Genomic DNA, 12,675 nt, shown 5'->3' on the forward strand with positions numbered 1-12,675 from the left:
GCAGTCGAGGTCCGTGCAGGGTGGTCAGTCTTCCAGCGGCTTGGGGGGCGCCGCCGGCTTGGCCGGTTTCGCCGGCTTGCTGTCCTTGGCCTTGGGCTCGGGTGCAGCTGCAGCCGCTACCGGTTCCGGCGCAGTGATGGTTTTCTCGCTGGCCGGCAGGTCGTCGACGGCCTTGAGGATCACCTGTGGGTCGATCTTCTCGCCGGTGTCGTCGTCCTTGAGCATATGACGCTCGCCATCCTTGCCCACCAGAATGACCTTGGTCCCCTTGCTTGCCCCAAGCTTGAGCTCGCGGATCAGGGCCATGGTGGTCTGTTGCTCGAGGTTCTTGTCCTCGCGCTTGCCCATCATGTTGGCGACGCTGTACAGCACCAGGCCGCGTTCCTTGAAGGCAGCCTGGGTCGCGGGGTCCTTCAGTGCCTCGTTCAGCCCCCGCAAGGTCGGGTCGGCTGAACTCGGGGCAATGATCACCAAGGGCCGTGCCTTGCCCAGTTCCTTGGCCAGTGGCGCGTCGCTGTCGGCGGCGAACACAGGGCCTGTGACGGCGAGCAAGGTGGCGAGGGTCAGTGACCGGACGAGCATGCGCATCTCCTTAATGTTTCGATAAACCAATGACTACAGATCACGGAGAAAAATCCGATCCGGAGCCTAAACCAGTTCCAACGCCCAGTGGCCAAGGAAAAGTAACTGACAGTTTCCAGCCCTGCGTCAGACTCGGACGTCGAGCCCTTCAGAAAGTGCCGATACCCTGACTGAGCATAGTCCAAAGCCACGGGCGCGCAGGGGTTCAATGGTTTGCGCCGGGCCGCGGTCAGACGTCGATCCCGGGGTCTTCCGGGCCGATTTCCATGGCCCTGAGTGTGATGTCGAGCATCAAGGCGCGCCGGGCGGCACGCTGCTCCTCAAGGGTCGCATCCGACTGATCACGCCGCTGTTCATCAGTCAGCGTGTCATCGTCGAGCACCGTTTCAAGCCGTTGCCTGAATGGCTCGTCGACCGACGCGAAGCGATCAGGATAGGTGCGCTCCAAATGCTCTCGCCAGAAGGCACGATCCACCAGCGAGCGTGCGACGTCGTCTACGTTCTGCTCCCAGGCGAGAATCCTGGTTTCAGCCTCTGCCAAGGCTGCTTCATCGACGCCTGACAACAGGCGAAAGCTCATGCTACCCACCGTAATCGGCAAACCCAGCCGGTCGCGAAGACCAACCCGATAAGCCAGCCCGACCTCGCTCTCATCTGGATTGCCTCCCCGTTGTTGCCGTAAGCGGATCTCCTGCGCGGCATACCGATCAACGGCATCCTGACGCCATAAACGCCTGCCCAGCGCGAGCAGACTGCGCTCTGGGTTTCCCCCGACCCGGGTCCGAGCACGCCAGGTCAGCACATTCAGCTCCAGGTTGCTCAGGCACCAAGTGGCGCCGTCCTGGCAACCCCACTCGTCATTGGCCACGACGAACAGTTCGTCACGCAGCGAGGCATCCATCGCCATCGCCTGCAGAAGGGCCAGCACCCGGTTTGCGAGGGACGGGGCATCGATGTGGAAATCGGCTGAATGCACCAACTGCTGCAGCACCCGGAACAACCGCTCCGACACGGCGCCCTGATCGACGGTTTCCCAGGCCGCCATCAGCAGGCCGCGTAACCGTGGGCCGATGGCATCCCCCCACACTTGACGTGCGTGAGCGAGCTGTTCATTGCGCAAGGCTTCGTCCACGGGTTCGGAAATATCCATGAGCGAAGCATGCAGACGCATCATTTCTGCCTCGCCCAGCGGGTTACCGGCCAACCTGATACTGCGCCGGGTACGGAGCGAAGCCTGGTAGAAGCGCTCGGGTATATGCCTGATGCGATTCTCACGCAGATCCACGTAGACCAGCTCATGGTTGAGCAGGCCGCTGGGAAACTGCCTGATGGCCGTGCTGCGCAAATTCAACCAGCGAAGTCGGGTCAACCCAGCCAAGGTGAACGCGCGCCCCAGCGGGTTGTAGGACAGATCGACGTACTCCAGGTTGCCACAGCTGGCCAGCAGGGCGGATTGCGCCATATCGAGGACGATCTCGTTGTTGGTAAACGTGAGATGACGCAGGTGTTGCATCTGCAACAACGACTGCGGCAGGCGGGTCAGGTAGTTGCCGCCCAGGTCCAGGACCTGCAAGCGAGGGAAAGCCAATAGAAAGCTCGAAGGCAGGTCCTCCAGATCCATGCGCAGCAATGACATTTCGGAAACATGGGCAAAGCTGACCTGCGCCGGTATAGGCGGCAGCTCACCGAGCCTGGAGTTGTAGGTCATGATGCGGTAGTCCTGGTCGGTATTGAGTTGCGACTCGCCAACCGAAACCGTTCGACGCCAGCAGTCGATCATCGTCGTACGAAAACTGTCCCGATCCTCCCAGACATCACCCTCGACCTCGCCCACCCAGGCGCTCAGGGTGTTGCGCAAGACAGTCAGCTGTTGCTGCAGCGTGCTCAATACCGTCTCGACCCGGCGTCCGGACCGCTGCACATGAGTGATCCAGGCCTCCACCTGCTCATCGGTGAACGTGGGGTACAGCTCACGCAACATTGCACTGAGCGAACGATCGGCACCTCGCAATTCGCCCGAACTGCACCCGCCCAGGGGGTAGCCGAGGCGACCGTCGGCCAAGCGCAAGGGCAAGCGGGTCGCACCCGGGCGCAACGGACTGAGCAAGCGCTTGACCTCGGCTCTTCGCTGCGCCGCTTCAAGTCCCAGGATCACCCGAAGGTTGTGCGCGAAAGGTTCGGCGATTGCCATGGCTTCACGCTGACTCGCGCCATAGGCCCTGGCCATGACGTCGAACAACTCCCCTGGCTCACCCAACAGCACGCCGTGGGTGTCGCGCAGTTGGAAGGCGCCGTTGGTGTGCACCAGGTCGAACGCTTGCTGCCCTAGCTCGGTCGAGGCTAGCAATGGCCCCTGAAAATAACCCTCGAACAAGCGCCAGCGGATACCCTGCTCGCCACCTGGCAGGTGCTTGAGCATCCCCAGCGCGACGCGCGCCAGGTCTGCGTTTTGCGGTGTATCGATGTTGAATGCCTCGAACACCCGCGCGGTACGAATGCCCAGCACACAGCGCCGCGCCGCCTCAGCCAGACGCAATGGCACCCGGCCGTGCTCCAGCAGGGTTCGGCGGTCCTGTACGTTGGCTGCCTCGACAAGCGCTTGCGCGGCTCGCGGGTACAGCCCCGTGAAGACCCGGCGCAGCGTGGCGCTGCCCGGGCTTTCTACGGGCTGCTGGGCCTCGTACAAACGTCCCAGCAACAGCCGTCGCTGAGTCCAGGCAAGCTCAGCCAACGCTTGGTCGGACAGGCTTTGGGCGCCTGTCAGCCCGCGGGCCTGGTCCAGCACCATCGGATCGTCGACCACCTCACCACCACGCAAACGGTTGATCGCTCGTCGAATGCGCTGGTCAAGGCCGATGCGCTGTGCACTGTCGAGCATTCCAGGCTCAGGCGCCAGGCCATAGACATGCAGGGCCCGTACATGGTCACCATCCATACCTTGGAACAGCAGTACCTGATCGATTTGTTCGTCGTTCAGTTGATTGAGCGGCTCACCCAGCCGGCGGAACATCCGATGGGTGTCGCGCCAGTCTGCCGGCTGCTCGCTCCAAAGTCGCCAGGCGCCGGCACCATTGCTTCGCAGGGCCGGGCCATGCCCGTTATGCGGACGCAACTGCCACTGCCCTTCGCCACCTTGCTCGACCACCGGATAATGATGCCCGTCCATCTCGATCCAGGCGTGATCGCCCAAGCGCCAGATGCCCTGCGCATCCCGGGTTGCCGCCGCGCCAGGCAATGTGCTGCGGTAGGGCATCAGGTCCTGCTGCCAGAGCTTGGTACTGCCGTTTTCCAATTGCGCGGGCACCATGGCATCGACCAGCGAAGAGCGCGTCCACAACCGCCGTACGACCACTCCTCCGACAGCCACGGCACCAATGGCCGCAAGGTCGATGGCCACGTTGGTCAAGTGGTCGAGCGCCTCCTGGTGGTCGCCATCACGCCACGCTTCGATACCGTGATAAACCTCGTCCAGCAGTTCCCACACGGCCACTGCCAGCAAGGCGGCACCGATGACAGGAACGAACAGACCTGCCACGTTGAGCAGTGTCCAGCCCTGTGCTGCCAGGCGTTCGTCATGGGCCCTTTGGACTTCACGATCGAGTTCGGCGACCGGCATGGCGATGACGGCGGCATCGTCCTTGATCTGGCGGACGCGGGCATGGGCGAGGCTATTGAACAAGGGTGCCGGGTAGGCGCGTAAGCGCGGCTTGAGGTCCAGCGTCGCCCATGCGGGCAAATCGGCGTAATCGGGAATGATCGTGGAGAAGAATGCCTGGCTGTCACGGCGGCGCACGAAGCGGGTGAAGAATCGCTGGTAGGACGGCTCACGCAGCCGATTGCCAAGCGCGCGCGCAAGCTCATCCATGCTTGCGAAGGCACTCCAGGCTGCCACCGGATCACCCGGGACATGCATCAGCAGACGCCGGGTCGTGTCCAGCAGCGGCCCCTGGTCGATGACTTGCAGCACGACGATCTGCTCCAGCTCGCACCCCAGCAGGCTCAAACGCCTGGCAACCACCAGATCGCCCGCCAGGCGCAGCAACTTGCCGTCGATGCACATGGCCACCAGCAACCTGAGCTCGCTGTCGTCCAGCTGTTGCTCCTGTCTGGCCTTGTAGGCGTCGACCAGCATGCTGAAGCGGCTGGCGTCACGCAGCAAGGCCTCTACGCGCTCGTCGCGGTCGCCGGGCGAAAGGATCGAGTCCAGGTGGCGTTGGTAGGCCTCACCCAGATCGAGCTCACGGCACAGGGCCGCGAACTCGATGGCCGTGGGCGGCTTCACCGAACCCTGGCGCGGCATCAGCAGACGGTTGCCCACCGGCTGGCCGCCCGCCAGCGCCTGTTCGGCGGTGAAGTTGCGCAGTGCGACCTCGAGCAACGGCTTTTCTTCGTACACCACTTTCGTCAGGTGCGCGCCTACCGGTTGCTCGTTGATGACAGGTTCGCGGCGCCCCTCCAGAAACCGCATGCGGCGCAGGTTAGCGGTGATGCCGTAACGGTCCTGCAATGCGGTTGCCAAGGCCGACTCGACGTAACCGTCGATATCCTGCAGGCGCGTCAGCAGTCTGTTCAGTTGCTGCCGGCAGGCAAGGCTCTGGGCCAATGCCTTGCCGATCTCGGGTAACTGTGCGACCGGCGCATCGCGCAGCCATCCAGGCAACCGCCTGCCAATGATTCCGTCCTGGTAGGCCCTGCTCGCCTTTCGATAGGTTTCGAAACGCTGGGCTTCGACCGTCACATTGTCTTGCGTGGCGGTTGGTGTGTGTGGCGATGGTTTCGTGCCCATGCTCGCGGCCTCGTGGTCGACAAAGACCGCCAGCCTAGGCAGCAAGGGTGTTTCAGGGCACTAGATAGGTAATACCCGCCTCAGAACAGCAGTAGCTGGCGATCGGTCAACGCCGAGAAGTCATCGCCGACAAAGGGCAGGATGGCGTCTGCCACGGGTTGAAGCTGGCGACTGAGGTAATGGTCGTAGTCGATGGGCGACTGCAGGTTTTCCAGCGGTTCCGGGCCTGCGGTGGTGATCACATAGCTGATCCATCCGCCATTCTGGTATTGCCGCGCGCGCCCCAGGCGGCTGTTGTAGTCGTCGGCCATGCGTGCGGCGCGCACATGGGGTGGCACGTTGCGCTGATAATCGGTCAGTGGCCGACGCAGGCGTTTGCGGTAAACCAGCAATGCGTCCTGCTCGCCTGCCAGGGTGCTTCGCACGAACTCCCGGACATACTCGCGATAAGGCTCGCCGCGGAAGATGCGCCCATACAGGGCCTGCTGGAATTGCTGGGCCAAGGGCGACCAGTCCGTGCGTACCGACTCCAGTCCCTTGTACACCACATCGTCACTGCCATCGGTGCGCTGGACCAGGCCGGCGTAGCGCTTCTTGCTGCCCTCGTCGGCACCACGAATGGTGGGCATGAGGAAGCGCCGGTAATGCGTTTCGAACTGCAGCTCAAGGGCACTCTCAAGGCCCATGGTCTCACTCAGGTGATGGCGCCACCACTGATTGACCTCAGCCACCAGCGCGCGACCGATTCGGGCCGCAGCCTCCTCGCCATGGGCCCCTTTGAGCCAGACGAAGGTGGAGTCGGTGTCGCCGTAGATCACGTCATAACCTCGCGCCTCGATCAACGCGCGGGTCTGGCGCATGATCTGATGGCCGCGCAGGGTGATGGACGATGCCAGGCGTGGGTCGAAGAAGCGGCAACCATTGGAGCCGAGCACGCCGTAGAACGCATTCATGATGATTTTCAGCGCCTGGGACAGCGGTGCATTGCCTTCACGCTTGGCCGCCTCCCTGCCCTGCCACACCCGCGCCACGATAGCCGGCAAACAATGCTGGCTGCGCGAAAAGCGCGCGCCCCGAAAGCCTTCCACCGAGTGTTCCTCGTCCGGCTGGCGCAAGCCCTCGACCAGTCCCACCGGGTCGATGAGGAAGGTACGGATGATCGAGGGGTACAGGCTTTTGTAGTCCAGTACCAGCACCGAGTCGTACAGGCCAGGGCGCGAGTCCATGACGAAGCCACCGGGGCTGGCTTCGTCCGGGCGACTGCCCAAGTTGGGGGCGACGAAGCCCAGGCGATGCATGTGCGGAATGTACAGATGACAGAACGCGGCCACCGACCCGCCACTGCGATCCACCGCCAAACCGGTGACGGACGAGCGCTCCAGCAGGAATTCCAGCAGCCGCGTATGGGCGAAGATGCGGGTGACCAGTTCGCAATCCTTGAGGTTGTAGCGCGCCAGCGATGGCTTGTCCTGGGCGAACATGCGGTTGATTTCGTCCATGCGCTGGTAAGGGGTCTCGATGGCCTTGCCCTCCCCTAGCAGAGTCTGGGCGACGTTCTCCAGGCTGAACGAAGGGAAACTCCAGGTTGCCGAACGCAGCGCCTCGATTCCGTCGATCAGCAGGCGACCGGGGGCATCGGCAAACACATGGCCCCGGCTGGCCTGGGCGCGCAAGCTCAGGACAGCGCCATTGCGGCCCAACGCCAGTGGCACGTCCAGTTGCTTGGCATGTTCGTGCAACAGCCGCAGGTCGAACTGCACCAGATTCCAGCCGATGATGGCGTCGGGGTCGTGGGTGGACAACCACTGGTTGAGGCAGGTCAGCAGTTCGGTGCGGCTGTCGCAGTAGTGCAGGTCGAAGTCCAGGTCTTGAACATCGCCATTGGCTGGGCCGAGCATGTAGACCTGTCGCTGGCCACAGCCTTCCAGTGCGATGCTGTAGAGCTCGCCGCGCTCGCTGGTTTCGATGTCCAGCGAGACCAAGCGCAGGTTTGGGCGGTAGTCCGGCGAGGGTTTGAGCTGGGCGTCGCACAGGACCCCTTGAGCGTCGGGTTTGCCGGTGAACTGCACGGGAGCGGTGATGAAGCGCTCCATCAGGTAGCGCTCGGGCGGGCGTATGTCGGCCTCATGGACCTCGATCCCGGCGCTGCGCAGGCGTTGTTCCAGTTGCATCAGCTGGCGGTGCTGGCGGGTGTACAGGCCCATCACCGGTTGCTGCTCGAAGGTTCGCAGGTCCAGCGGTTTGAGTTCGACAGCCGTTTCATTGGCCAGCAGTGCGCGGGTGCGGTCGGCGTCTTCGCTGGCGATGAAGGCGATTGACGCCTGAGGGGCCAGGCGTACCTGGCGGGGGCCTTGGTCGGTAGCCAGCCAGAATTCCACGCAGGTGCCTTGGGGGGTGTCATGCCAGTGTCGGGTCAGGACGAAGCCCTGCTGCACATTCACTGCGTTGTCCTCAGAATGGCTGTTCGATTCAAGAGGTGATTCTACCTCCAGTCGCCGATGGGAGGTTCGACAACGGCAGAATTCGCGAGTGCGCACCCGTTCAAACACACCCGGTTGCGACTTCAGGAAGTTTAAAAGTGATGACGCGTCGCCTTGGCAAATGGATGCTCACGCATCCAGAAACCAACACGCCAGACGTCAGGTCACTAACGTAGGCGCGGCATTCAAACCGCGCGAGGGTCCAACCGCTGCCTCCGGTCTCCCGGCCTCCTGTCGTGGCAATCGGCTGAACCTGAACTTGCGCACACGAGAAGCAAAGAAGAGCAAGAGCGACACCGAGAAATCACCCGTATAGGTAATTGATATCCTTGTAGGCCAACGCTGGCACCTGCCCCAGCAGGAACTCACGCAGCTTGCCCATCTGCCGGGCCTTGGGACTCGCCTTGAGCCAGGTCATGTAATAACCATCCCCCGTCGCCACCGCATGCTTGAACGGCGTCACCAACCGCCCCGCCGCCAAGTCAGCACTGGCCAACACCAGGTCCACCACCGAAATCCCCAACCCTTGCTGCGCCGCGGAAATCCCCTGGTCGAGCGTATCGAACACCTGACCATGGTCGATGCTGATATCCAACGCATCCATACGCGCCAACCAGCGCCGCCAGTCTCGCCTATCCGGTGACGGATGAAGGAATTCACAGTGACGCAGATCCCCCAGGTCCGGCTGCGGGTTATCCAGGTAATCTGGGTGACACACCGGGATCAGCCACTCATCGAACAACTTGAAACTCTCGACATCGGCCGGAAAACGCCCATTGGCCAGCAAAATCGCGCAATCGTAGGGCTCGGAATAGAAATCCACCGTGTCGATGTCCATCCACACGCTCGACAATTGCACGCTGCAACTGTCATCGACCTTCTTGAACGCATCCAGCGCCCTCAGCAGCCAACGCACCGTCAAAGTCGATGGCGCTTTCAAACGCAGGCCATAGCGGTCCTGACGCAATAACGCACATGCATTCTCGATGATCTTGAAGCCAACCTTGAGCTCCTGGGCCAACAACCGCCCGTGCTCGGTCAGGCGCAACTTGGGACCTCGGCGCTCGAACAGGTCGCAGCCGAACATCGCTTCCAGGGTCTTGATGTGGTGACTGACCGCCCCTTGGGTCAAGGCCAGTTCCTCCGCCGCCCGGGTGAACGACCCGTATCGAGAAGCCACCTCAAACGCACGCAGCGCGTGCAAAGCCTGAATCCGTTCCGACATGGGGTCTTCCGAAGCATGAGTGAGACTAATAGTAGGTCATAGTTCCACGCGTTTTACAACCTGAGGGCCGTCTCAGAAAATGCAGGTAAATAACAAAGATAAACAAACAAACTGCCTGCATATGACTGGAACGTCCACTTATCTTAAACGCCTGGGGAAATCATGTTTACAGGTTATGGAAACTGCTATCGCCTGGATGCGCTAGACGCGGCCTCTGAACATGTCCGGAATTCGCAACACTGGACCTACACGACCATACAACACTTCAAAGGCGTCCTTGCCAACCCCGAATTTCCTTGCCTGTTCGGGCGCAAGGCAGTGGCTGCCGAAACCTGCCACATCCTCTTCGCACGCGCCGAATACCTGGCTGACGACATGGCCAAGGGGCTTGCCGACTATGTCGTGAACATCAAGCACGTGCCGGTCAAGCAACGCATCGGCAGCCCCCTGGTGGTGTTTCTCGAAACGGCCAGCGAAATGACCCTTGCCGAACAACAGGCCTTGGCCTGGAAAGTCTTGCGTGGCGTTCACGCGCGCGACCCTCACCCCTGGCCCCAGGCCATCCCGACCGACCCTGACGACAGCGGTTGGTCGTTTTGCTACGCCGGCATGCCGCTGTTCATCAACATGAACTTTCCCGGCCACCAGCAGATGAAAAGCCGCAACCTCGGCGCGCACATCACCTTCGTCATCAACCCGCGGGAAAACTTCGACGAAGTCGCCAACGCCAGTACTGAGAGCGGCAAGCGCATCCGCGCCCGCATCCGCGAACGCGTGCACCATTACAACGATGGCGTCGTACCCGACACCCTCGGCTTCTTCGGCCAGGACGACAACTACGAGTGGAAGCAATACCAGCTTCAGGAGCAAGGCTCGCTGAACCCACCACGCTGCCCCTTCCACGCCCTGGCAACCTCTGAATCATTGATCGAGAACTGACCGTGAATACCGCACTGACGCTGACCTACGCCCTGACCGTCCTGCTGCTGATCGCCACCCCAGGCCCGGTGGTGGCACTGATCGTCAACACTGCCGCGGCCTCAGGCTCGCGCAAGGCCATCTTTACCGCTGTCGGCACCAACTGGGCATCGCTGGTACTGATCGGCGCGGCAGCTTGGGTCATTCTGACCAGCGCCGCCATCGACAAGACCTGGCTCAGCGCCATGAGCCTGCTGGGGTGCCTGTTCATCGGTCATATCGCCGTGGGCACCCTAAAAGACGCGCTGCAAGCACCGGCTGCCGAGGCATCCGGCGAGGCATCCAGGGCTGGACGCGGAGGCTTGTGGCAAGGGTTCATGGTCGGCATTTCCAATCCCAAGGACATCATCTTCTTCATCGCCTTCTTTCCCCAGTTCATCCAGATCACCGAATCGTTCGGCAAGAGCATGGTGGTACTGTCGCTGCTCTGGGTGTTCATCGACTTCGCGGTGCTCAGTCTCTACATCTTCGCCATTGGCAAGATCGCCTCGCAGCGTAGCAACCGCCTCATCAGCTTGGCCTCGGGCGTCGCCCTGCTGCTGATTGCCACCGGTGGCCTGCTGTACAACCTCAAGGAGCTGGCCTCCTGACACAGGCGAGCCAACCCCGTCGCCCCAGAAAGAGGAATGCCCATGACGACGACCGACACAGCCAACGACGCGCCGGACATGCCCTCTTCCCTGCAGCAGGACTATCAGCATTTCCTGTTGATGGGTAACCAGCGGGCGCCGCACACCTTGCAGGTGCACGAGCGCGGCTATCGCTCGGGCACCATCAACACCGATGCACTGGGCTTTCGCTACAGCCATTTCGCTGGCAAGCGCTTCTCGGCGGCCGAACGTGGCCCGGCAGGACGTGTCAACCTGCTGGTCGGTGGCTCCGCCGTATTGGGCATTGGAGCCAGCTCCGACGAGCACACCGTGGCCTCGCACCTGTCGATGCTCACCGGAGAGGTATGGCTGAATCTGGCCAGTTGCGGACTCAACGCCAGCCAGGAACTGCTGCTGTTCCTCACCCATCAGCACCGCTTCGGGCAGATCGGCCACGTGGTGGTTCTAAGTGGCCTGAACACTTTGGCCCACGAAGGCTTGAGCGAAGTCCTCGACGGCCTGCTCGACCCACAGCATGCCAAGGCCCAGCAGGCATTTCTCGACAGTTTCAAGGAAGGGGTTCAGCCCCCGGCCTCGCCGACCAACCAGTCCTTGTGGCGCCGCCTGGGGCAAGCCCTGGCGCCGCGCAGACCATCTACCCCGATCAACTGGACACTCTCCTCGCCAGAAAAACGCATGGCCCGCGCCGCCGACACCATCGGCCGCACCCTGCGCCAATGGGAGCGCATGCTAGCCGACAGCCACGCCACGCTCACCTTCATTCTCCAGCCACTGCTGCCCTGGTGCCGGGACACGGTACCCGCTGGCGAGCAAGCAATGCTGGCAGCCCTGGAGCGTCGACCGGCGAACTTCGACAAGTTGTTGGAGGATGCATTCGACAGCCAACTGCACATGGCCTACTTCCGCCGTATCAAGCGCCAGGCCGACCCGGTTCCCTGCTATGACATGAACAGCATGCTCAGCAGCTCACCTGTATTCGCCGCCGAGCTGTTCGTCGATCGCCTGCACCTCAACGACCTGGGCAACAATGCAGTAGCCAAGGTGATCACCGCCAAACTTGGCCTGGCCCAGGAAAAACACGCTCCGCGCAAGGTCACACCGATCAAGCTCGTCTGACAGTTGCCCTTGGGCCTTCCGGCAAGCGCCTGGGCATGGCTAGAATACGTCGTCGTTCCGTTATGCCTGAGGCACCCTGTACCGGCCATGAACCTCGTAGTCCTGCATCAGACCCTGCCCGCTGGCCATGACCGCTGTTCGTCGTGCGAGGGCAGCCTGTGAGTCGCGTCCGACCCCTGCCTGCGCTGTTGTTCGCCCTGTTACCGCTGGCCGCGCAAGCGCTCGATGTGCGCATCGATCCCCATGCCGACCTGCTCTATCGCCAGGCCCTGCCACTGCTCGAACAGGCCGATACCCAGGAAGACAACCCTAGCCCCCTGCGCACCGCCCTGGGCAGCGACCCTGAGTTGACCCGCCAGGGCGAGGCCATGGCCCGCACGTTGCCGACGGCCGTGGCATTGCTGAAGAAGTCCGTGGAATTGGGCCACCCGGTGGCACAGTACCGACTGGCCCTGTACTACATGACCTACTTGCCGGCAGCACAGATTCCGGATGCCGCCTGCCCATTGCTGGAGGACAGTCTCAAACAAGGGTTCGCCCCTCCTGCCTCGGCCATTGCCAGCTTGTGCGCGCCGTACAACACCAGCCCGACCTACCGCCAGGAGCTGGAAGCCATTCCCAGCATGGCCACGCTTTACGCACCCTACTACCCGCAACCGGCCTTGCGCCTGGCCTGCAATCGCAGCCAACCACAGGGCCTGCAGATGCAATGGGGGCGTCAGCGCGACTACCAGGCCGAGGTCTACCGGCTGTTGAGCGACCTGGATCCGCAGCAGCGTCAAGCCCTGTTGCAAAAGGCTATCGAGATCAATGGCTGCGCCACCGCCCAGCAGCGTTTGGCCAGCCACCGCTGACAGAGCAAGATCGTTCAAGCCATCGGCTCCCTCGCTCTGGCAT

Annotated in this window: 8 protein-coding genes; 4 read left to right on the forward strand and 4 right to left on the reverse strand. The window is 62.3% G+C overall.

Going from position 1 to position 12,675, the window contains the following annotated elements:
- Nucleotides 1-24: 24 nt before the first annotated feature.
- The 4 genes from H620_RS0107360 to H620_RS0107375 form a co-directional block, all read right to left on the reverse strand.
- Nucleotides 25-582 carry a DUF4174 domain-containing protein gene (locus H620_RS0107360; RefSeq protein ID WP_023381049.1) on the reverse strand — a complete coding sequence of 186 codons (558 nt, stop codon included), beginning with the start codon at nucleotides 580-582 and terminating at the stop codon, nucleotides 25-27.
- Between the two features lie 229 nt (nucleotides 583-811).
- Nucleotides 812-5,368: an NEL-type E3 ubiquitin ligase domain-containing protein gene (locus H620_RS0107365; protein WP_081669656.1), complete on the reverse strand. Its 4,557-nt coding sequence runs from the start codon at nucleotides 5,366-5,368 to the stop codon at nucleotides 812-814.
- A gap of 80 nt (nucleotides 5,369-5,448) precedes the next feature.
- Nucleotides 5,449-7,809 carry a DNA polymerase II gene (locus H620_RS0107370; protein ID WP_023381051.1) on the reverse strand — a complete coding sequence of 787 codons (2,361 nt, stop codon included), beginning with the start codon at nucleotides 7,807-7,809 and terminating at the stop codon, nucleotides 5,449-5,451.
- 343 nt (nucleotides 7,810-8,152) lie between these two features.
- Nucleotides 8,153-9,073 carry a LysR substrate-binding domain-containing protein gene (locus H620_RS0107375; protein ID WP_023381052.1) on the reverse strand — a complete coding sequence of 307 codons (921 nt, stop codon included), beginning with the start codon at nucleotides 9,071-9,073 and terminating at the stop codon, nucleotides 8,153-8,155.
- A gap of 162 nt (nucleotides 9,074-9,235) precedes the next feature.
- Between H620_RS0107375 and H620_RS0107380 the strand changes: the two genes are divergently transcribed.
- The 4 genes from H620_RS0107380 (at nucleotide 9,236) to H620_RS0107395 (ending at nucleotide 12,632) form a co-directional block, all read left to right on the forward strand.
- Complete coding sequence (locus tag H620_RS0107380; RefSeq protein ID WP_023381053.1) at nucleotides 9,236-10,012, forward strand: YqcI/YcgG family protein; 777 nt, start codon at nucleotides 9,236-9,238, stop codon at nucleotides 10,010-10,012.
- Nucleotides 10,013-10,014: 2 nt separating this feature from the next.
- Nucleotides 10,015-10,641 carry a LysE family translocator gene (locus tag H620_RS0107385; RefSeq protein ID WP_023381054.1) on the forward strand — a complete coding sequence of 209 codons (627 nt, stop codon included), beginning with the start codon at nucleotides 10,015-10,017 and terminating at the stop codon, nucleotides 10,639-10,641.
- Nucleotides 10,642-10,683: 42 nt separating this feature from the next.
- Nucleotides 10,684-11,778 carry a hypothetical protein gene (locus H620_RS0107390; protein ID WP_023381055.1) on the forward strand — a complete coding sequence of 365 codons (1,095 nt, stop codon included), beginning with the start codon at nucleotides 10,684-10,686 and terminating at the stop codon, nucleotides 11,776-11,778.
- Between the two features lie 158 nt (nucleotides 11,779-11,936).
- Complete coding sequence (locus tag H620_RS0107395) at nucleotides 11,937-12,632, forward strand: SEL1-like repeat protein (RefSeq protein ID WP_023381056.1); 696 nt, start codon at nucleotides 11,937-11,939, stop codon at nucleotides 12,630-12,632.
- Nucleotides 12,633-12,675: the final 43 nt, after the last annotated feature.

It is taken from the genome of Pseudomonas taiwanensis DSM 21245 (assembly GCF_000425785.1).
Lineage (GTDB): Bacteria > Pseudomonadota > Gammaproteobacteria > Pseudomonadales > Pseudomonadaceae > Aquipseudomonas > Aquipseudomonas taiwanensis.

What these genes read in the sequence shown, in the direction of transcription:
- H620_RS0107360 (WP_023381049.1), bottom strand. Translation starts at nt 582, where the DNA reads ATGCTCGTCCGGTCACTGACCCTCGCCACCTTGCTCGCCGTCACAGGC.
- H620_RS0107365 (WP_081669656.1), bottom strand. Translation starts at nt 5,368, where the DNA reads ATGGGCACGAAACCATCGCCACACACACCAACCGCCACGCAAGACAAT.
- H620_RS0107375 (WP_023381052.1), bottom strand. Translation starts at nt 9,073, where the DNA reads ATGTCGGAACGGATTCAGGCTTTGCACGCGCTGCGTGCGTTTGAGGTG.
- H620_RS0107380 (WP_023381053.1), top strand. Translation starts at nt 9,236, where the DNA reads ATGTTTACAGGTTATGGAAACTGCTATCGCCTGGATGCGCTAGACGCG.
- H620_RS0107390 (WP_023381055.1), top strand. Translation starts at nt 10,684, where the DNA reads ATGACGACGACCGACACAGCCAACGACGCGCCGGACATGCCCTCTTCC.